The organism is Candidatus Poriferisodalis sp., from assembly GCF_965208485.1.
GTDB lineage: Bacteria > Actinomycetota > Acidimicrobiia > Acidimicrobiales > Poriferisodalaceae > Poriferisodalis.
This window is the reverse complement of the sequence record NZ_OZ242344.1, coordinates 3,939,800-3,959,839: the sequence shown is the minus strand read 5'-3', so window position 1 is coordinate 3,959,839 and position 20,040 is coordinate 3,939,800. Positions and strand designations below refer to the sequence as shown.

Genomic DNA, 20,040 nt, shown 5'->3' with positions numbered 1-20,040 from the left:
CGGATCGCTCAGCAGACGGGTGATGGACCGGTGGCCCATACTGACACCGACATGTCCGAATCCACGACGAGGCCGGTCGGCCGCCCTCCCAAGGAAGATGCCGATGGCGTTCCGACGCGGGAACGGCTGCTCAGGTCGGCTATCGCTGCCTGCATCGAGCACGGCTTCGACGGCGTGACATTGACCGATGTCGCCCGTCGGGCTGATGTGTCGACGCCAGCCGTCTACAACCACTTCGCCAGCAAGCGCGAGCTACTCGTGGAGGCCTGCCGCGCCCAGCTCTACGGGCTGGCGGGGCAGCAGCCGGTGCGCCCCGCAGATCCCGACCTCGGCATCAAGACGTTCCTGTCCCCCGTCTTCGGCGACGGTCGGCCTGCTGCTGGAGATCCATCTCGCTGCCTCAGCAACCCCGACGTTGCCGAACTGCTGGACGACTGGATCTCGACCCGGGCACAGGAGTGGATGGAAGACACGGGCATGGCGCTGGCAGACGTGAAGGCTGCGTACATCTTGTTGATGGGTCTGGCGCACATCGACTCGCTGGCAGCGCTCGATGTCGACCGAAATGAGATCGTGAACAGAGCCAGCGAAATGCTCGCTGCGATCTACGACCATCCCAATAGGCAGAGAATGGACAGTGATCAATTGCCATGACTGAGACGTTGACTGGAACAGATCGCTCTGCGGGCATCAGCTACGACGAGCTCTTCGACAACGACACGCACCCCGTGTCAGAGGCACTGCGACGAGTCGGGGAGCACCCGCCGGGCAACACGCGGGTGCCGGCCCGGGTGTACTACGCGCAGGACGTTCATGACCTTGAGGTCGAGCGACTGTGGAGCCGCGTGTGGCAGCTCGCCTGCCTCGAAGAGGAGATTCCCGAAGTCGGCGACTACCACGTCTACGACATCGCCCACCTGTCGTTCCTGGTCATTCGCACCGCCCCCGATCAGATCAAGGCCTATCGCAACGCCTGCCTGCATCGGGGCCGCAAGCTGCGCGAGACGCACGGCCACGGCGCCGCAAACCTGCGATGCGCATTCCACGGCTGGTGCTGGGAACTGGACGGCTCGATGAAGGAGATTCCCTGCCAGTGGGACTTCCCCGATGTGGACATGGCTGACTACGGGCTGCCCGAGGCCCTAGTCGGCACCTGGCAGGGCTTCGTGTTCATCAACCCCGACCGCAACGCCGCACCGCTGGGCGACTACCTGGGCGACCTCGCCGACCACTTCGAATTCGTTCCGTTCGAGCGCCGCTACAAGGCCGTCCATGTCCAGAAACTCATGCCGATGAACTGGAAGACCTGCCAAGAGGCGTTCATGGAGAGCTACCACGTCGTGGCGACCCACCCGACGCTCATGGAGAACCTCGGCGACGCGAACAGCCGCTACGACGCCTTCGGCAACTACAGCCGGGCGATGTCCGCGCACGCCGTCGCAAGCCCGCACCTCGGCGACGCGCCGCGGTACGAGCGGTTGGCAGACGGCAAGCAGTTCGCCCGCTGGCGGCACCCGATGAACGGCCACATCTACGAACGCGTTGGCGAATCCCGAGTCTCGGTCACCGACACCGACGGCAATGTCAGCATCTTCGACGACGACGGCAACCACATCGACGGTCCGCAGACGCAGGCAGACCCGCATTTGTGCAAGTGGATCGGCGGACCCCTGCTTGCGGGCATGGAGGACGTGCCGCTCATGACTCCCGATCCTCCGCCGGAGGTGACCAACGTCCGAGGATGGATCGCCGATCAGAAACGGGCGCAGGTGCGCGAAGAGATGGGCGACGCTGTCGACGTCGACGCGATCAGCGATGCGGAGATGATCGACGCCATCTTCTATTCGGTGTTTCCGAACTGGTCACCCTGGGGCTGTTTCAACCCGATCATGTACCGGTTCCGGCCCAATGGCGACAACCCTCATGAGTGCATCTTCGAGGTGATGCTGTTCCCGCTGGCACCCCCCGATCCCGACGACCGGCCGCCGCCGGCGACGGTCCATCACCTCGGGCTCGACGACGACTGGACGCTGGCGCCCCAGCTCGGGCCACTCGCCAAGATCTTCCAGCAGGACTCGCTGAATCTGCCGCTGGTGCAGAAGGGGCTTCGAGCCCAAGAGCAGCAAGAAGTGATCTTCGCCTCGTACCAGGAGACCAAGATCCGCCACTTCTATCACCACTACTTCGAGTGGCTGGGACCGGCACTCGATCGCTCGAACGGTGCCGTGGATGCTGCGTCCGAAACCGCGGTGGGCGTGACCACGCCCCGAAACGGCAGCCGTGACTGATCCGTCAGGTGCGCTCGCTGCCGAGCCGCCCGCCTGACCACCACGACTCGAAGCGGGGCTCGATCGCCGACCAGACCAGCTCGACGATCGGACCGCTGGGAGGCACGACGTAGGTGAACGCGCCATAGCCGTCATCGGGCGAGGCGCCCGCCGCGGCGACCTGCCAGCCGGCGTGCAGGCAGCGCTCGGTCTCTGCGACCACGTCGTCCACCCACACCCCCACGTGATGCACCCCAGGGTCGGCCGAGCCGTCCCAGATCGTCCCCGGCTCGCCGCACAGCAGCTCGAGATGCTGGGGTCCTTCGCATGAGTACGTGAAGACCAGCTCGGCGGACTGCAAGCCTCGCTGGGGGGTCCACACCTGCTGCGCCGGGTTGTGCTGAACCGACGCCCAGCTCACCCCCAGCGTCTCGCCCATCTCTGCCATGGCCGCATCCACGTCAGGCACTCGTATCCCCGTGTGGAACAGCCGCTGGTAGTCGATCATCGGACAATCCTCCTGAAGAACCGCATTGGCAGGTACGCCTTCCGTTGTCGCACCAGATGCTTCCCGCTCTTGTTCCCAATTTCAATCGGATACGGGCTCACGGGCCGCTCAGGCCCCGGCTTCGCCTGCCGGCTCAGCCTCTGATGCGGCCATACTCTCGCATGCCGCGTCGGTCCCGACCGGGAGACGTGGCTGGGCGGACTGGAAGGACCGACACTCATGGGACGACTCGACGGCAAGGTCGCACTCATCACCGGGGGCGCGAGCGGCTTAGGCGAAGGGACGGTGCGTCGTTTCGTCGAGGAAGGCGCCCGCGTCGTGGTGGCCGACATCCAAGAAGAGGCCGGACGCGAGCTCGTCTCGTCGCTGGGCGACGCCACGCGATTTCACCGCACCGACGTCACCGACGAATCCGATGTGGAAGCCGCCGTGGGGACCGCAGTCAGCGAGTTCGGGCAATTGGACTGCATGTTCAACAACGCCGGCATCGTCGGAGCGGTCGGCTCCATCGTCGAGACGCCGGTCGAAGCGTGGGATGAATCGCTGGCCATCCTGCTGCGAGGCGTGTTCCTGGGGTGCAAGCACGCGGCTCGGGTGATGATCGCCCAAGGATCGGGCGCGATCATCTCCACCTCGTCGGTCGCGGGCGTCGCGGGAGGTCTCGGCCCCCACGCCTACACAGCGGCGAAGCACGGCGTCATCGGGCTGACCAAGTCGATCGCGAACGAGCTCGCGCCGCACGGCGTGCGGGCCAACGCCATCGCGCCGGGCAGCATCGTCACTGCAATGACCGCGTCGGTCATCAGCGGCGACCACACCGACACCGACAGTGCGCAGCAGCACATCTCCGCAGGCTCGCCGCTCGGATTCGGCGGCATGCCGATCGACATCGCCAATGCTGCCCTGTATCTCGCAAGCGACGACGCTCGCTACGTGAGCGGGCACTGCCTGGTCGTGGATGCCGGATGGACCACCGCGGGCACGACGCCCAACCGCTTCCACCGCGGTGCCGGCTCGGTCATCGGCGAAGCCGGCCGGCGCGGGTAGCAGTCGCAGGCACCCGCGAGCGCCGTCAGAAAACACCGACAGAGGGCAATCTCATGATCATCATCGCCGGAGAGATCGACTTCGACACCGCCGCCAACCGGGACCGCGCCGTCGAGCTGGGCCGCCCGCTGCAGCAGGCAACCCGCGACGACGAGCCGGGCTGCCTGGCCTACTGCTTCTCGGCCGACCCGTGCATTGACACGCGGGTGCTGGTCTACGAGCTGTGGGCCGACGAGGCGTCGCTGGCGGCCCACTTCGAGCACCCGAACTACTTCAACATGCGGGCCACGCTGGGCGACTGCGGCATCGTCGGCGCGGACAACAACAAGTACCGCTGCGACCTGCGTGAGCCGGTGTACGACGACACGCGCACTCCCAGGGCCGACTTCTTCACCGCATGAGCGATCCGCCTGCGGCAGACCCGGGTAGGGCAAGTGCCGAACCGGCAACCCGCATCGCACCGCTGTTCCGCATGGACGGCCGGGTCGCCGTCGTCACCGGCGCAGGCCAAGGCATCGGACGCTCGATTGCCGTCGCGCTGGCGGAGCACGGCTGCGACGTGGCGATCAATGCCCGCCGTATCGGCGATCTGGAGATCACCGCCGCCGCGATCGAATCGCACGGCCGGCGGGCGCTCATCGTGCCGGGCGACATTCGCGACTTCTCTGCAACGCTGGCCGACCGCACTCTGGCCGAATTCGGGCGCATCGACGTGTGGGTCAACAACGTGGGCGGGTCCGATGAGAAGACGGTGCGCTCGCTGGCGGACACACCCGACGAGGTGTTCCGCTCCCAGCTCGAGCTGAACCTGACAACGGCGTTCCAGGGCTGCAAGGCGGCGGCTGCCGCGATGGGCGACGCGGGCGGCGCCATCGTCAACATCTCCTCGGGCGCCGGCACCCGGGGCTCGCCGATGACCGGACCCTACGCCGCAGCGAAGGCGGCCATGAACAACCTCACCCAGACACTGGCTCTCGAGCTGGCGCCGCGCATCCGCGTCAACGCGGTAGCGCCCGGACCGATCGCCACCGAGGCATTCCTCGAAGTGCTGGGCGTATCGGACCGACTGGACGAGCTGACGGCGAGCATCCCGCTGGGGCGGATGGGCGAACCTGCCGACATCGCCGCGGCGGTCGTCTACCTGGCTTCAGATGCGGCGGGGTGGGTCACCGGCCAGCTGCTGCTGGTGAGCGGCGGACGAACCCAGCGCACGACGACCTACCGACCAACGCCGGCGTAGCAGCAAGCGCAGCGATTCCCCGCATCGCGCAAACGGCGACCGGCGATCGGCTCACGGGCAGTAGGTGAGGTTGCAGTTGAGTCGCGGTGCGCACCGGTCGGCTCCGGCAACGGCTCCCGGACGAGGCGTGCACGGCGGCACCGTTAGCCTGTCCGCGACGACGGGGGTCGAGCGATGCCGGTCCGGATCCAGCCTCGACGGTCAGAGCAGGCGGTACTGCCCATCTTCAGGCGGGTGTGCGCCTCCGATCTTCCTGCCGCGATGGCCGGGGACAGTGTCCGGGAACATGTGCCGTTGACGTTTCTCGTCCGCGAGTGGGATGCATGGCCAGCGGAGCGGACCACAATGACTGCCGACGAGCCGGCAGGCGACGATGCGGCCGATTTGTGCCGAATCGCTGCGGTCGTTCACGAGCTGTGCGACCGTGATGGCGTCGCGGTGCCGGAGTGGGTGTTCGCCCACCGGTCCGAGGTGGACATCGCATGGGGTCGCCGCTGCGTCATGGAGGGCTTCGTCTGGGAGCAGACGCTGGCTGATGCGCCCGAGGCGTGCAGCTTCCACCGGGTGTGGTTCGATCGGGAGTTCGTCGGCTACCCGTCCCCGAGACGCTCCCGGCAGCCGCCCGCCGTGCCGTGAGCGATCTTCCCCAGCGCTCGTTCGCGGACATGCTCGGCCTCTTCGACGAGGTCGACAGCGTGCTGTCACAGACCACCCCGCCGGGCGTCATGTATGTCCTGTACGTCACCGCCGAGGGCGCCGACAGCTATGGCGCGGGCCTCGCGAGTTGACTGCACCGCAATGACATCGCCACTGCGAGTGTTCAGTAGGCGTGGTCGCCTGTGTGCCCTGCCCGTCGCTGGCACGGTTTGTGGCTGCGCGCTCCGATGTGCCCGCAACGTGGGGCCCGTTTCAGCCCAGGAGACTTGTCCGCTGCCCGCTTCGCGGCCTCAACGATGGCATCCTCAGAGGTACGGCGAGGGCCGTCCAGAGGTGTCGACAAGTGGCTGCCAGCCAGTTCGTGCAGCCGATCGGGAATGTCTGCTCGGCCATCGAGATGCAATCTCCATGCTTCTGCGATCAGCGCGTCGCGGTTGTCGGCGACGCCTATCAGGTCCGGAGCCTCCAGAATCCGCATCCCGCTCTCGTGGTCACGGTGCTCGGCCAACAAGCCGAGGCTTGTGAGCCGGCTCACCGCTCGCTCCGCCGTGCGCCTATTGAGCCCAGAGCGCTCAACCAGAAAGGGCAGCGTCGCTGCCGGGGCGGTGCGCATGACCTGCAGAATCTCGTCCGCAGAGGACCGCTGCCTCGAAGGCACCTGGCTGCACCTGTTCTCCCAGTCAGCAACACACTTGGCAACCGTCGTCGCGTAGTCGCAAGCGACGACTACGGCGTCTGCTGTGAACTCGACCGAAGCCGTCATGGAAGCGGAGCGCCCCTCATCGGATCGCTCGCCGATGTACGCACGGCTCTCCTGCAAGCTGTCGTAGTACTCCTGCCGGCGTGCGTCGATTGCCGCTGACAGCGGCACGGGGACCTCAAGGTGGCCAGCTCGTCTCAGCACGAGGTTCGTGAGCGCGCGGCCGATTCTTCCGTTGCCGTCCGTGAACGGGTGGATCGTCTCGAACTGCGCATGCACAACAGCCGCCTTCACGACAGCCGGTGCCCAAACGGTGCAGTCCGATATGTAGTCGGAGAGGTCGCTCATCAACGCCGGCACTTCTGTGTGCGGCGGCGGCACGAAGTGCGCTCCTACAGGCGTGCGTTGCCCGCTGCCAATCCAGACCTGCTCCTTGCGCAGCTGTCCGGCGTCGAACTGGTCCTCGGTGTCGGTGAACAGGATTCGATGGAGTCGTTCAATGTCCCCGACCGACACATCGGCATCCGCGCGAGAAGCGAGTGACATGGCTTCGGTGTTCATGTGCACGCTGCCGAGTGTCAATCGGTCCTTCCGGTCAGTCTCGGCCCGTCGCCGGCCGCGCAGCGAGTCGAGCAAGCTCAGCGAGCGCATCGTGGTTCTGATGTTCTCAACGCTGCTCGTGGCAAGACCTTCTGCTCGAGTGAGGAGCAAGTGCAGCGTGGGTGAACCGGAGATATCGAGCCGGTTCGCATCGGCGATGCGACGCTCGGCCAGCCTGACGAGTTCTCGCACATGGGGCTGCACCGAGGGCACCCATCCCTTCAGGGCGCATGGCACATACGCCCTGAAGGGAGAGGACACCATGCTGGTGCCGACCCAGCGGGTGTAGTCGAGTTCGAGGTACCTGCCCATATTCTTCAGGCGTTCATAGACACTTGCTTGAACGACACTACCCCATTGAACTGTCGCAGTCTTGTGTTCGTGCGGACACTTCTTGCTCATGCTCACGCCGTACATCGAGAGCGATGTCTTGCTGCATGAACGCTGGCGAACTCCACCGGTGGTTGCGAGTCCGACCGGTGCTCACGGGACCTCCTGCGCGGCGGATCGTCGTCAGAGAGCGAAACGAACAGGGCGGCCAGCGGATACTCCACGCGTGCGGCTTCCACGGCTCGCGGAGATGGGTGCCGCCTACTCACGGGAGGCCGTTGCTCGGGCAGCGGCCAGCCACTCATCGACAAGAACCCGATTGGCAGCAATCCACCCGGCAGCAAGGTCAGCGGGATCGCTGCCAGCGGCTTCGCGCGCGAGCGGCGGCGCCCGTCGCCATCTCGTACCGTTCGAGGTATCCGACGTTGAGTTGCCCAAAGTCCCCGCATGAATCCCCAGATCCCGGGCCACATGCGCGATCGGCTTGCCGGTCTCGATCACGATCCTCACCGCGCCAGCGCGGAACTCCGGATCGAACCTTCTTCTTGTCTCAGGCATCGCTCCCCTACTCCTCTGAGAACATGCCTCCTAGTGGTGCGTCGGCAATTTGCACAGGGCCTGCCGAAGCCTGTTTCCGCAGGTCAGCGGGCCGCGACCTGCCCGCAAGAAAACCGCGACACACCACTAGATTCCGGGGGAAGCCCACCGAATCCGAATAAGCCAGATGTCTCCTAAGGTCGCCAAGCAACGTGGACCCAGATTCAGCAGCCCATGCTGAGAATCGCGACACAGCGGCCCAATACGCTGCAATGCTGAACAAGCGAGCAGTCAAAGACGGCCCGCCTCACAACCGAGGAGACAGCCATGAACGACGGCGTCGAAGCCGGGACTGCAGACAGCGTTGCGCCGCAGTGGTCGGCTGACCTCAGCGGGCAGACGGCGTTCGTAACGGGCACGACGTCGGGTCTGGGCCGCCGATTTGCCACGGTGCTCGCTGCGTGCGGGGCCAGTGTGGCGATCTGCGGCAGGCGCGCCGAGCGGCTCAACGCCTTGGCGGCCGAATTGGAGGCTGACGGCGCCGCGGTGCTGCCGATCCCGCTCGACGTGACCGACACCGAGGCCCTGTTCGACGCCGTGGCCACCGCCGAAGAACATCTCGGCACCGTGCAGATCCTCGTCAACAACGCCGGCAAGCCTGATGCCCGGCTGGCCCTCAAGATGGACCCGGCGTTCGTGGACGAGATGATCGCCACCAACCTGACCTCGCTGTTCCACCTGTCGTGCGAGGTGACGCGCCGCTTGATCGCCGCCGAACTGCCGGGACGAATAGTGAATATCTCTTCCATGGGCGCCTACCGGGCAGGAATCGGCACGGCCATGTATGCGATAACCAAGAGCGCCGTGGTGCGCATGACCGAGACGCTGGCGCTGGAGTTCGCCCGCTGCAACGTGAACGTGAACGCCATCGCGCCCGGCGCCTTCGAGAGCGAGATGATGGACGGGATGCTCGAACGCATGGGCGACATCACCAAGGACTTCCCCCGGCGCCGCCTCGGCGTGCCCTCCCAGCTCGACTCGACGCTGCTGTATCTGGTGTCGCCGTCGTCGGATTTTGTGTCGGGAGCGTGCATCAACGTCCACGACGCACAGAGCTCGGGCTGAACGCCGCCCGTGTCTGAAGCAGCCAGCGTCGGCGGTCGCACAGACGCCGACGCCGCGAGCATCGGCATTGCCGATCTCGATGAGGCAGCGCAGCACTGGCAAGAGCACGGCTGGGTGCTGGTGGACGGGCTCGTGCCGACTGCCGACGTAGACCATGCGGTCGAAGAGCTCTGGGATCTCTACCCACGCCCCGAGGAGTTCCACGGCGGAGACCCGGCTCATCGCGAGCAGTTCGTCGGCACCAGCTTCAATCAGGGACACAGGTTCCCCAAGGCCGACGACGAGGGTCCCGCATTCCGTCCGAAGCAGTTCCTGGGGCACATCCTGTTCCCGTACAGGTCGCCGCGGCTGAACCGGCTGCAGGTTCACCCCAGCGTCATCGGCTTTGCCCGCCGGGCGATGGGAACGGCCGACATCCGCATCTACCAGGCCCGCATCTGGGGCAAGTACACGGGCGTCACCAACTACGAGCAGCCGTTCCATCAAGACCGCAACCACAACGTGGTGCCCGACCGCCTCGAACCCGGATGGTGGAACCTGGAGGGGTTCCTGTACCTCAGCGATGTCGAAGACGGCGTGGCGCCGACCGAGCTCGCCGGAGGTCCCGCCGACCGGGCACGGCCCTATGACGGACCGCCCGACGGCGAGCGCATCTCCGCGGCCGGTCAGCGTGGCAGCTATCTGGCGTACCGGCCCGATGTGTGGCACCGAGGCGTCGACTTGACGAGGCCAGGCGGCAGCCGGTTCCTCATGAGCGCGTCGTTCAAGCCGGGAGGCGCGGACTGGATCGGCTACGACAACGTGCAGCCGGTCTCGACGGCCCGGCCGTGGTCCTCGTTCGCCGCGACCTGCGTCCCAGATGAACTGGCGCTGTTCGGCGCCCCGCTGCCCGGCCATTCCTACTGGACACCCGATCTGGTCGACGCCCTCGAACGCCGCTACCCCGGCATCGACGCATCCCCCTGGCGCGACGCCTTGGATTGACGCCGCCGCAGCGCTGGCTTGGCAGGAAGCCGAGCACAGCCGCGCGGTAGCGTCGGCGGCCATGAGCTTTTTCGGCCCTGATCACTTCGAGACCATCACCGACGGCCCGATCTTCCCCGGCAACTGCTCGGCCCAGAGCTACGCCTGTTGTTCGTCTCTGGCAGGATGCTGAAAAAGTCGATTTTCGGGCGGTGTCCAGTTGCAAACCCGCAGGTCAGGGGCTTGCGTTTCCCGCCAGACCTGCATATTTCAGCAGCCTGCCAGCCGTTCAGGCCGAGATCTCCGCGACTCTGACTGGGCATCCCTGTTGCGCCGAGCGGGTGGCCGCCAGCGCTATCGCCAAGCACGCACGGCCGTCTTCCAGCGTCACAGGCGGCGGCTCGCCTGCGAGCACCTCAACGAACGCGGCCCACTCCGCACGGTACGACTCGGCATACCGCTCAGCGAAGAACCACGGCATCGGCGCAGACGCCGCTCCTGTCGGGGCGGAACGAATGGCGCTGTGGACATTCGGATTCTGCGAGGCCATCGCCCCGGCGCTGCCGAACGCCTCGACCCGCTGGTCGTAGCCGTAGACCGCCTGTCGGCTGTTGTCGATGGTCGTGATGGTTCCGTCGGTGTGCGTCAGCACCGACGCAACAGTGTCCCAATCGCCGAACTCGCCGATCGCGGGATCGACGCGCACCGCGCCGACGGCGTACACCTCGGCGGCCTCAGCGCCGGTCACGAAGCGCGCCATGTCGAAGTCGTGAATCATCATGTCGGCGAAGATGCCGCCCGAGCCGACGACATAGTCGTGCGGCGGGGGTACCGGATCGCGGCTCGTGATCCGCACGATATGGAGTTCGCCGAGCTCGCCGTTGCGGGCAGCGATGGCGACGGCACGGTGCGATGGATCGAAGCGGCGGTTGAAACCCAGTTGCACGGCGGTGCCTGCAGCGGCAACCGCCGAAATGGCGCGTTCGGCCTCGGCCAGGTCCAGCGAGACAGGTTTCTCGCAGAAGGCAGGCAGCCCGGCTTCCGCCGCCGCCACCACTAAGTCGACGTGCGTTTCCGTGGGCGAGCAGATGGCCACGGCATCAACATCGGATCGGGCCATCAGCGCCGCCGGGCTGCCGGCAACCGGCACACCCAGCTCCGCTGCAAGCGACGCCGATGCCGCCGGAACGGCATCGCACACAGCGGCAAGGCGGAGGCCGTCGATGCCGGCCAGATGGCGTGCATGCAGCCGGCCGATCCGGCCGCAGCCGATGAGGCCGACGCCGGCAGAGCCAGCAGGCAGGGACGGGCTCACAGGCCTCGCCGCTGCGTGCGCATGGCTTCAGCCATGGCAGCGGCCGCCTCTTCGACCTCGGGGCGGTCACTGGCTTCTGGCACGCCCACCTGCCACGCCGCGCCGCCTTCGGTCCACGACACGGGGTGTGTGGTGAGCACGATCACATAGGTGCGCCCAGACACCTTCGCCCGCTGCAGGGCCGTCCCCAGTTCAGCGACGGTGGCAACAGATTCCGCAGCGCATCCCATGGATGCAGCGTGTGCGGCGAAGTCGACATGGGGCGGTTCGTCAGAGGATGCGCGAACCGAAGCATCTTCCCGTCGGGTCACCTGTTGCCTGCCGCTCTTGCTCGCTCCGCTCACGGGCCGCTCGGGCCACTGCTTCGACGCTCGGTTCAGCCCCATGCCTGATCGATCAACCGTCCCCGACGATGTCTGGGTCATCGTGTCGGCGAGGAAGTTGTTGAATGGCTCACCGCCTTGAGCCCGCTGCAGCCGATCGATGACCGCAAAGCCGCCGTTGTCGCAGACCACGACCGTGATCGGATGCCCGCTCAGCACCGAGCTGTACAGGTCGGAGTTCATCATCAGGTACGAGCCGTCGCCGACGAGGGCGACTACGTCTCGCTCTCCCAGCGCCTGTTTCGCGCCCCACGCACCGGAGATCTCGTATCCCATCGTCGAGTAGCCGTACTCGCAGTCGAAGGAGTGCTCCACATCGCTGCGCCAGCCGTTCACCGTCTCGCCGGGCAGACCGCCGGCCGCGGTGACGACGTAGGTCCGCTCGTCGGCAGCTCGCGACACCGCCCCCACCACCTGCGCATAAGTCGGCGGCGTCGCGGGCGAGCCGTCGGCTTCCGGCGCGGCGAGCTTGTCGATGTAGGCGTGGTACTGAGATGTCTCGGTCTCCGCACGCGCCGTCCAGTCGACGGGCGCCCGGCAGTCGCCGATGGCGGCTCCCAGTTCGGCCAGTCCCTCCCGTGCGTCGGCGACCAGGGGCAAGCTGCCGTGCTTGGTCGCATCGAACCTGGCTGTATTGAGTCCGATGAACGTCGAAGCATGGTCGAACACGGTCCACGAGCCGGTGGCGAAATCGCCCAAGCGCGTGCCGACAGCCACGATCACGTCTGCGGCACCAGCCATCGCATTCGCGGAGACGCAGCCGGTCACGCCGATCGGGCCGCAGGCGAGGGGGTGGCTGGACGGAAAGCTGGTGCGTCCGGCCACAGTCTCGACGACCGGGATGCCATGACGCTCGGCAAAGCTGCGCAGCTCGGCCTCCGCCATCGACCAGCGCACGCCGCCGCCGCTGATGAGCAGCGGATGCTTCGCTGCAGCCAGTGCAGCGGCCGCAGCCCGCAGCTCGCGCCGGTCCGGGCGCGGGCGCCTCACCCGGTGCACCACAGGCTCGAAGAAGCGCTCCGGGAAGGAACACGTCTGTGCCTGTGTGTCCTGCGGCAGCCCGATGAAGGCAGGACCGCAGTCAGCGGGATCCAGCATCGTCGCCACGGCGTTCGGCAAGCTCTGCAGAACCTGCTGCGGCGTGGTGAGCCGGTCCCAGAAGCGGACCACCGAGCGGAAGGCGTCATTGACCGTCATGGACGGATCGCCGAAGTGCTCCACCTGCTGCAGCACGGGGTCAGGCAGGCGATGGCTGAAGGTGTCCCCCGACAGCAGCAGCAACGGCATGCGATTCGCGTGTGCCACTGCCGCGGCGGTGACCATGTTGGTGGCGCCAGGGCCGATGGAACTGGTGGCCGCCATGATCCGGCGGCGACGCATGGCGCGCGCAAAGCCGACACCCGCCAGCGCCATGCCCTGCTCATTCTGCCCCCGCCACGTCGGCAGCTCATGGCGAGCGCGGTGCAGCTCTGGTCCCAGGCACGTCACATTGCCGTGGCCGAAGATTGCATACACGCCCCCGAACAGCGGCACCGATTCATCCTCGGCGCCGGCCGCCAACTGCTCGGCCGCTGCTTGGTCGAGATCGTCGAGCGCGATGCGCTGCGCCGCGAGAAAGCGAACGATCGCACCGGCGGTTGTCAGCTTGATGTCAGCCATCGCACAGCTCCCTGAATCGCGACTTGACCCGCTGGAGGCGCCTCACCGGCTCGTCAGGCCCGCCGGGTCGTGCGGTGCCAGCTCGTCTACATTGCCCGTCGTCAGCGGGATGACGTCTTCCCAAGCACCGCTCACCCAGCTCCGCAGCAGCGCCGCCTGCACGCTGACATACGCCACCGCCTCGGCGAAACCCGCGGCATGCGGGCGTCCGGCGCTGACAGCGGAGAGATACTGGTGATCCTCGAGAGCCACGAGGTCCTCGAATCCGATGGCGTTGGCGTCACCGGGAACGAAAGCACGGTGGCCGGGGTGCCGCTCGCCGGCGCGGACCGTCGTGTAGCCACGCTCGGCAGTGCTCCCGGCCTTGGGGGCCAAGTACAGCCCGAGCTCGTTCATCGTCTCCAGGTTCCAGTTCGCCGCACCCTCGGTGCCGTAGATGTCGAACGCCATCTGGCTCTCGGGCCCCACCATCGTGCGACTGACCTCGAACGTGCCGCGCGAGCCGTTGGCGAAGACGGCAAGCGCCCCGAAGTAGTCCTCGTTGGTGACCGGTCCGGTCGGGTCGCCCGGACGCCCTCGGGCGTAGTGGCTTGCGCCGACCGTCGCGATGGGCCGCTCCGCGATGAAGGTGGCACCGCTGCCGATCACCCTGATGATCGGCCCGTTCAGCATCATGGCCAAGTCGACGGCGTGGCTCAGAATGTCGCTGGTGACGCCGTGGCCCGCTTGATCGAGCTCAAAGCGCCACGACAGAAGACCCAGCGGATCAGCGCCGAACATGGAGAAGAAGCGACCCCGGTAGTTGGTGATCGACCCGAGCGCGCCGCTGTCGATGAGGGTCTTGACGTGCTGCACGAGCGGCGCGAAGCGGTAATTGAAGCCGACTCCAGTGATACTGCCGGCCGTCTTGGCAGCCTCCAAGCAGCGCACCGCCTGCGCCGGCGTGCCGCCGACGGGCTTCTCACAGAACACGTGCTTGCCGGCACCGGTTGCCGCAGAGACGATCTCCTCATGCAGCATGTTCGGCGCGGTCACGTACACGACATCTACATCGGGGCGATCAACAGCGGCCCGCCAGTCTTCGATTGTGTCACCGAAGCCGAAGCCCTCGCGGGCCGTCGTGCGCCGCTCGTCCACCGTGTCAGCGCACACCACGAGCTCAGGTGCGTAGCTGCGATCGTCGAACAGACTCGGGATGCGCATGACCGAGCGCGCATGAGCTTGGCCCATCCAGCCGAAGCCCACCACGGCAATGCCCAAGCGCCGTCGCATCGGTCGGCTCAGTGTGTCGCCAGCTCGTGCTGCAGCGCTTCGAGCTCTGCACCGCCGGCCATCATCTGGGTGAGCTCGGCCTGGGAGATGTCTTCCTTGGCGAAGTTGCCCATGGAATGGCCGCGGTTGAGGATCACGAAGCGATCGCCGACCGGGTAGGCGTGGTTGGGATTGTGCGTGATGAAGATCACTGCGAGTCCTCGATCACGCGCCTCGGTGATACGCCGCAGGACGACACCGGACTGCTTCACGCCGAGCGCCGATGTGGGCTCGTCGAGGATCAGCACACGAGCGCCGAAATAGCTGGCACGGGCAATCGCTACCGACTGACGCTCGCCGCCGGACAGCGTGCCGACCGGCTGCTCGGTGTCGCGGATGTCGATGCCCATCTCGGCGAGCTGCTCTTTGGCGATCTGCTTGGCCTTCTCGACGTCGATATGCCGGAACGGTCCGAAGCCCTTGGTGGGTTCGGCACCGAGGAAGAAGTTCCGCCACACCGACATGAGCGGCACCATGGCCAGGTCCTGGTACACGGTGGCGATGCCGGCAGCGAGGGCTGCCCGGGGCGAGGAGAACTTGACCTCCTCTCCTTCGAGCAAGAGTTGGCCCTCGTCGTGCTGGTGCACGCCGGCGAGGATCTTGATGAACGTGGACTTGCCGGCACCGTTGTCGCCGAGCACGCACGTCACCTCGCCGGGGTTGACCGTGGTGGACACCCCGGTGAGGGCGATGATGTTGCCGTAGAACTTCGAGATGCTGCGGAGTTCGATCAGCGAATCGCTCATGACTGTCCTCCGGCTGGCGCTGCATCGCCAACGGACTCCGCCGGTGCGGGCGGCTCAGGCCCGGGCGCGTCTTCGTCGTCGGGGTCGCCGCGCGCCGATTGCGACCGCTCCGCCCGCTGGCGTACGTAGTTGTTCACGATGACGGCGACCACCAGCAGCCCGCCGAGCACAAGGAAGCGCCAGTCCGTGTTCCAGCGCGCGAAGCCGATGCCCTGGCTGATCATTCCCCAGATGAGGGCGCCGATCGCCGAGCCGACCGCCGATCCGTAGCCGCCGGTCAACAGGTTGCCGCCCACGACGGCCACGATGATGTAGCGGAACTCGTTGCCGTCGCCGACGTTGGCCTGCACCGAGTTGAGGCGGAACGCGATGAGCATGCCCGCGACCCAGGCGCAGACCGAAACCAGCATGAACAGCGTCGTCTTGGTACGGGCGGCCGGGACGCCCACCGATCGGGCGGCGTCCTTGTTGCCGCCGACGGCGAAGGTCCAGCTGCCGAAGCGTGTCTTTGCCAGCACCCACGCGCCCACTGCCGCGAACAGCAGGTAGAAGAGCACTGAGACCCGGAACCGGGTCACCGCCTGGGTCGCCTCCTCCTCGATCGTGGTGATGAACATCAGCTTCACCGCGAGCGCCAGGCCCGCAGCCGCCAACCCGACTGTCACGAGGGGTCGGCCCATGCCTTCGTCGCTGCTGAACAGCAACCGGCAAAAGGTGCCGACGGCGAAGATGCCCAGCGCGATCGCACCGCCCTTGGCGGCACCCGTCGAGAGCGCGTACATCAGGCCGTCGCCGTCGATCAGCTCGATCACCGCGAACACGACGGCCGCGGCCCCGCCGACAGCTGAAGCGACGCGGGGCCACAGCCCCATCTGGGGTACAGGCACCGCCGTGCTGCGACGCTGTGCGAGGGCCCTGGCCACGGCAGTCGCCGCAAGCGCGAGCGCAATCAGCAGCAGCACCGAGAACAGCTCGACACGCAGCTTGCGCGATTCGGACTCGGCCTGTACCACGAACGCAGCGACGCCGACGATGGCGGCAGTGGCCATCGGCAGCCGCAGCGACAGGTCGGCCCGAGCCGTGACCAGCATCAGCGTCACGACGCCCGCAACTGCGAGACCGCCGAACAGCAGGGCCCGCGCCGCCTGGATGGTCATCATGAAGCTGATGGCGGGCAGCAGGGACACGATGACGCCGATGACTGGCGCGCTCGAACGGACATGTCCAGTTGCGGCCAACGCAGCCAGCACGCCGGTGGCGGCGATGCCGATGGCGAAGACCGCACGCCCGAGGCCGCCCCCGAGGAAGTCGATCTGGTTTGCATTCGTCGCATCCATGACGAGTGCCAGCACAACAGCGGTCACCACGGCACCGACACCCATGCCGATCATCCGCGTTGCGCGGCCCGCCAGCGTCCCGCTGTGGCGCTGCACCGGCTCGTAACGGGAACTGCACCAGATCGCGACGCCCGCCAGCGTCCCGACGGTGATGACCGCGCTCCACAGCCAATTCGACGCCGTGCCGTCGGTGGTCAAGAGCATGATGAATCCGAACAGCGGCACCGCAACAGCGCCGGCGAACGCACCCGCCGACGCCCACGACGGTGCCTCGGCCCGTCGCGTGTAGCTCATCTCCAGCAGCCCCAACAGCAAGGCGACGCCCGCCAGCACGAGCAGCCCCGCCCAAGCCCAGTCGCGGCCGTCCCAGATGTGCTGGTTGCGGATCCACTCGGCGCCGAAGATGTCGTCCCAGAAGGCGTAGCCCTGCGCCTCGTCGAGGCCCTCGACGATGACCTTGTTGGTGAACAGCTTGCCGAAGCCGAGCTTGGCGCCGATGAGGATGAAGAACGTGCCCAGCGTCACGATGAAGCTGGGCAGCGACGTGCGCTCGACCAGCGTGCCGTTGAACCAGCCGATCGCCAGCGCGAAGCACAGCGACAGCGGAACGGCGAGATGCAGGCTGAACCCCGCACCGCCGAGCTCTCCCACCTCGCGGCTCATCAGGATGACGAAGATGGCGGTGGCGCCCGTCATCGCGCCCGACGACAGGTCGAACTCGCCGCCGATCATCAGCAACGCCACCGGCACCGCCATGATGCCGAGCAGCGCTGCGACGTCGAGGAAGTTTGCCGTGCCTCCGGCCGTGCCGAAGGCTTCCGATGTCAGCCAGAACAGCAGCCACACGCCGGCGAGGCCCAGCAGCGCACCTATCTCAGGACGGGTGAGCAGCTGTTGGATCGGCCCGCGATACGCGAGCCGTTCATCGGCCCCGCCGGCGGTGAAGGCCGCCACGGGGAGGGTTACCTCGTGCCTTCGCTGACGAGCGCGGCGACCTCGGCGGCGTTGTCAGGCGTGACGAAGCCAGGACCGGTGAGGATCGGCAAGCCGCCGCCCGCAGTGTTCTGGTTCGTCGCCTGCAGGTGCATGAGGATGACCGGAAGGTAGCCCTGCAGGTACTGCTGCTGGTCGACGGTGAAAGCGATGTCGCCCGCCTCGATCGCGGTGATCAGGTCAGACGACAGATCGAAACCGCCGATGTGCAGCGTGCGTCCGGCCGACTCAGCGGCATCGAGCGCCCGCAACGGCACGTTCGGACCGACACCGAGCACACCGTCGATGCTGGAGTCAGCCGTGAGGATCGAAGCGATCGTCTGCTCCTGCTCGTCGGGATTCGCGTCAAGGCCGATGAACTCCGAAGTCACCTGACCGTCGAAGGTCTCCGCGAGACCTTGGCAGCGCTCCTCGAGGCCGATGTTGGCCTGTTCCTGACGAGCGCACAGCACATGAGTCGCGCCTAGGGCGTTGAACCGTTCGCCGGCGCCGTTGCCGGCCACGATCTCGGTCTGGCCGATGTGGGTCACCGCGCCGAGGTCCTTGTAGTTGTTGACACCGGAGTTCAGCGTGTACAGCGGGATACCGGCTGCCACGACCGCACGGGCGGCAGCTTCGAGGCCCGCCGGGTCCGCAAGGGAGATGGCGATGCCGTCGGAGCCGTCGGCAATGGCGCCCTCGATGGACTGTGACTGCGCCTGTGCGTCGTTGTTCGCGCCGAAATAGACGACGTCGCAACCGATGGCTTCGGCGGCGTCCGCTACCGCTACCTCTACGACCGACCAGAACGTGCCTGAGTCGCCGTGGGTGATGACGTGGTACGTCTTGTCGCAGTCACTCTGGGTGAGCGTGACCTCGGTCGCATCCGATGCGGCCTCGGTGGTCTCCGCCGCCGGGGCTTCCGGCTCGTCAGCGGCGTCGCCGTCGTCACTCGAGCACGCTGCCGCAGACAGCGTCATGACCGCCAGCACTGCCAGCAGTTTGTAAATGCGTTTCATTCTGTACTTCCTCCCGGGTACGTGAAATGGCACCGCGCAAGCACCCGATTCCCCCAGGGCGCTAGCACGCGAAGTCGGAGTCTTGCACAAATCGCAGGCTCTGAACGACGCCGCTCCGCAACCGTTCCATGTCATCGGCGCCAGGTCCGCTCAGCGCAGCGTCCTGCTCGAGCACGTACCACAAGTCCGGTCGTGACTGCTCCAGCGAACGGATGATCTCGGTGAGCGGGACCACACCCTGACCCAAGGGAGGGAAGAGCCCCTGCTGGACTGCCCTCATCAGGCCGATCTCACCGCTGCGCAGACGATCCGCCACTGCGGCATCGACGTCCTTGAGATGCACCAGCCCGATGCGGTCGCTGTGGCTGCGCACCAGCGCCACAGGATCGGTGCCGCCCAAGGTGAGATGTGCCGTGTCCAGCACGATCTGCGTATCGGTGTGCTCGAGCACTGTGCGTGTCTCGATGTCGTCCTGGATCAGCGAGTCGACATGGGGATGGAACGCATGGCTCATCCCCGCCTGCGCTGTCAGGTCATCGATGGCTGCGAGGCCGTCGAACACACAGTTCCACTGCACGTCGTCGAGTCCGGGACGCTGCCAGTCATCGTGATCGAATACCGGGCAGCTGATGAACCACATCCCCCCTGCGGAGGCCATCTGCCCGACGACTGACGCCACACGTTCCATCTCCGACTCGAAGCGGTCAGGATCATGCAGCACCACAGCAACGAAGCCGCCGAGCAGCGACAGCCCATGGCGCCGCAGCACCGCGGCGAGTTCGTGGACGTCAGTCGGCAGGAATCCCACCGGGCCGAATTCCGTGTGCGTGAAACCCAGCGCAGCCATGTCAGCGAGCACTTTGTCAGGGCTGAGCTGGTATCCCCATCCCGGCACCTCGCACACGCCCCAAGTGATCGGGGCGGCTGCCAGGCGCTCACGCAGTGATCTTGTCACGGACGGATCTTGCCATCGACGCCGCCGAGAGCCGGCTGATGCTCGCAGGAACCCGTTTCGACTGCTGCATGTCCCGCGTGTGCTGCATGTCCCGACATATTCCCCTCACGCCGACGAACGGACCTTCGTACGCGACTTCGCCGCGGCCCGATCTGCGGCGCCAGGAGCGGGCCGACGACCTGCCCTCGAAATGGAACTGAAGATCGCCATTGAAGAATGGCTCGCCCGCTTCTCCCGCTTCGAACTGGCCACCGAGATCGGCCGCGGCGGCATCGAGTGGGGCGGCGCACAGGTGCGCGGCCCCCGCAGCCTGCACATCCGCGTCGGCCTCTAGTTCGCGATCGGCAGGCCACACGAAGCCGGGCGGAC

At 66.7% G+C, this 20,040-nt stretch carries 20 protein-coding genes; 10 read left to right on the top strand and 10 right to left on the bottom strand.

The genetic code is table 11. From position 1 onward, the window contains the following. Positions 1-51: 51 nt before the first annotated feature. On the top strand, positions 52-654 hold the full coding sequence (locus ACOGXQ_RS18170) for a TetR/AcrR family transcriptional regulator (RefSeq protein ID WP_419945013.1): 603 nt from the start codon (positions 52-54) through the stop codon (positions 652-654). Continuing rightward, the gene (locus ACOGXQ_RS18165) at positions 651-2,288 is read left to right on the top strand and encodes an aromatic ring-hydroxylating oxygenase subunit alpha (RefSeq protein ID WP_419945012.1); all 1,638 of its coding nucleotides are present in this window, start codon (positions 651-653) and stop codon (positions 2,286-2,288) included. Before ACOGXQ_RS18170 ends, ACOGXQ_RS18165 begins: the two co-directional genes overlap by 4 nt. Before the next feature lie 4 nt (positions 2,289-2,292). Here the strand turns inward: ACOGXQ_RS18165 and ACOGXQ_RS18160 are convergent, their stop codons facing one another. After that, complete coding sequence (locus ACOGXQ_RS18160) at positions 2,293-2,775, bottom strand: VOC family protein (RefSeq protein ID WP_419945011.1); 483 nt, start codon at positions 2,773-2,775, stop codon at positions 2,293-2,295. Between the two features lie 219 nt (positions 2,776-2,994). Here ACOGXQ_RS18160 and ACOGXQ_RS18155 point away from each other — a divergent pair, with 219 nt between their 5' ends. From ACOGXQ_RS18155 to ACOGXQ_RS18135, 5 genes are all read left to right on the top strand, one after another. Further along, positions 2,995-3,822 (top strand): glucose 1-dehydrogenase, encoded by an 828-nt coding sequence (locus tag ACOGXQ_RS18155; RefSeq protein WP_419945010.1) that lies wholly within the window; start codon positions 2,995-2,997, stop codon positions 3,820-3,822. A 53-nt stretch (positions 3,823-3,875) separates the two neighbouring features. Further along, positions 3,876-4,223: a putative quinol monooxygenase gene (locus ACOGXQ_RS18150; RefSeq protein WP_419945009.1), complete on the top strand. Its 348-nt coding sequence runs from the start codon at positions 3,876-3,878 to the stop codon at positions 4,221-4,223. Further along, a complete protein-coding gene (locus ACOGXQ_RS18145; protein WP_419945008.1) occupies positions 4,220-5,062 on the top strand; it encodes an SDR family NAD(P)-dependent oxidoreductase in 843 nt (280 codons plus the stop codon). The genes ACOGXQ_RS18150 and ACOGXQ_RS18145 overlap by 4 nt, the downstream gene beginning before the upstream one ends. Before the next feature lie 345 nt (positions 5,063-5,407). Then, a complete protein-coding gene (locus tag ACOGXQ_RS18140; RefSeq protein ID WP_419945007.1) occupies positions 5,408-5,698 on the top strand; it encodes a hypothetical protein in 291 nt (96 codons plus the stop codon). Further along, entirely contained in the window at positions 5,695-5,850 is a 156-nt protein-coding gene (locus ACOGXQ_RS18135) for a hypothetical protein (RefSeq protein WP_419945006.1), read from the top strand. Before ACOGXQ_RS18140 ends, ACOGXQ_RS18135 begins: the two co-directional genes overlap by 4 nt. A 32-nt stretch (positions 5,851-5,882) precedes the next feature. Here ACOGXQ_RS18135 and ACOGXQ_RS18130 read toward each other — a convergent pair whose 3' ends face one another. Together ACOGXQ_RS18130 and ACOGXQ_RS18125 are read right to left on the bottom strand one after the other, a co-directional pair. Then, entirely contained in the window at positions 5,883-7,331 is a 1,449-nt protein-coding gene (locus ACOGXQ_RS18130; protein WP_419945005.1) for a Fic family protein, read from the bottom strand. Positions 7,332-7,610: 279 nt separating this feature from the next. Further along, positions 7,611-7,907 carry a transposase gene (locus ACOGXQ_RS18125; RefSeq protein ID WP_419945004.1) on the bottom strand — a complete coding sequence of 99 codons (297 nt, stop codon included), beginning with the start codon at positions 7,905-7,907 and terminating at the stop codon, positions 7,611-7,613. 306 nt (positions 7,908-8,213) lie between these two features. Between ACOGXQ_RS18125 and ACOGXQ_RS18120 the strand changes: the two genes are divergently transcribed. After that, positions 8,214-9,011 carry an SDR family NAD(P)-dependent oxidoreductase gene (locus ACOGXQ_RS18120; protein ID WP_419945003.1) on the top strand — a complete coding sequence of 266 codons (798 nt, stop codon included), beginning with the start codon at positions 8,214-8,216 and terminating at the stop codon, positions 9,009-9,011. 9 nt (positions 9,012-9,020) lie between these two features. Further along, positions 9,021-9,995, top strand: a complete 975-nt coding sequence (locus tag ACOGXQ_RS18115) for a hypothetical protein (protein ID WP_419945002.1) — start codon at positions 9,021-9,023, stop codon at positions 9,993-9,995. A 268-nt stretch (positions 9,996-10,263) separates the two neighbouring features. Here ACOGXQ_RS18115 and iolG read toward each other — a convergent pair whose 3' ends face one another. The 7 genes from iolG to ACOGXQ_RS18080 all read right to left on the bottom strand — a co-directional run bounded on the left by iolG (position 10,264) and on the right by ACOGXQ_RS18080 (position 19,671). Then, positions 10,264-11,289 carry an inositol 2-dehydrogenase gene (gene iolG, locus ACOGXQ_RS18110; RefSeq protein WP_419945001.1) on the bottom strand — a complete coding sequence of 342 codons (1,026 nt, stop codon included), beginning with the start codon at positions 11,287-11,289 and terminating at the stop codon, positions 10,264-10,266. Continuing rightward, complete coding sequence (locus ACOGXQ_RS18105; RefSeq protein WP_419945000.1) at positions 11,286-13,331, bottom strand: thiamine pyrophosphate-dependent enzyme; 2,046 nt, start codon at positions 13,329-13,331, stop codon at positions 11,286-11,288. The genes iolG and ACOGXQ_RS18105 overlap by 4 nt, the downstream gene beginning before the upstream one ends. A 42-nt stretch (positions 13,332-13,373) precedes the next feature. Further along, positions 13,374-14,603 (bottom strand): Gfo/Idh/MocA family protein, encoded by a 1,230-nt coding sequence (locus ACOGXQ_RS18100; protein WP_419944999.1) that lies wholly within the window; start codon positions 14,601-14,603, stop codon positions 13,374-13,376. Between the two features lie 8 nt (positions 14,604-14,611). Further along, positions 14,612-15,388 carry an ATP-binding cassette domain-containing protein gene (locus tag ACOGXQ_RS18095; protein ID WP_419944998.1) on the bottom strand — a complete coding sequence of 259 codons (777 nt, stop codon included), beginning with the start codon at positions 15,386-15,388 and terminating at the stop codon, positions 14,612-14,614. Further along, on the bottom strand, positions 15,385-17,679 hold the full coding sequence (locus ACOGXQ_RS18090) for an ABC transporter permease (RefSeq protein ID WP_419944997.1): 2,295 nt from the start codon (positions 17,677-17,679) through the stop codon (positions 15,385-15,387). The genes ACOGXQ_RS18095 and ACOGXQ_RS18090 overlap by 4 nt, the downstream gene beginning before the upstream one ends. A gap of 8 nt (positions 17,680-17,687) precedes the next feature. Beyond that, on the bottom strand, positions 17,688-18,716 hold the full coding sequence (locus tag ACOGXQ_RS18085) for a substrate-binding domain-containing protein (RefSeq protein ID WP_419944996.1): 1,029 nt from the start codon (positions 18,714-18,716) through the stop codon (positions 17,688-17,690). Between the two features lie 61 nt (positions 18,717-18,777). Then, on the bottom strand, positions 18,778-19,671 hold the full coding sequence (locus ACOGXQ_RS18080) for a sugar phosphate isomerase/epimerase family protein (RefSeq protein ID WP_419944995.1): 894 nt from the start codon (positions 19,669-19,671) through the stop codon (positions 18,778-18,780). 190 nt (positions 19,672-19,861) lie between these two features. Here ACOGXQ_RS18080 and ACOGXQ_RS18075 point away from each other — a divergent pair, with 190 nt between their 5' ends. Beyond that, positions 19,862-20,005, top strand: a complete 144-nt coding sequence (locus ACOGXQ_RS18075) for a hypothetical protein (protein WP_419944994.1) — start codon at positions 19,862-19,864, stop codon at positions 20,003-20,005. Positions 20,006-20,040 lie beyond the last annotated feature (35 nt).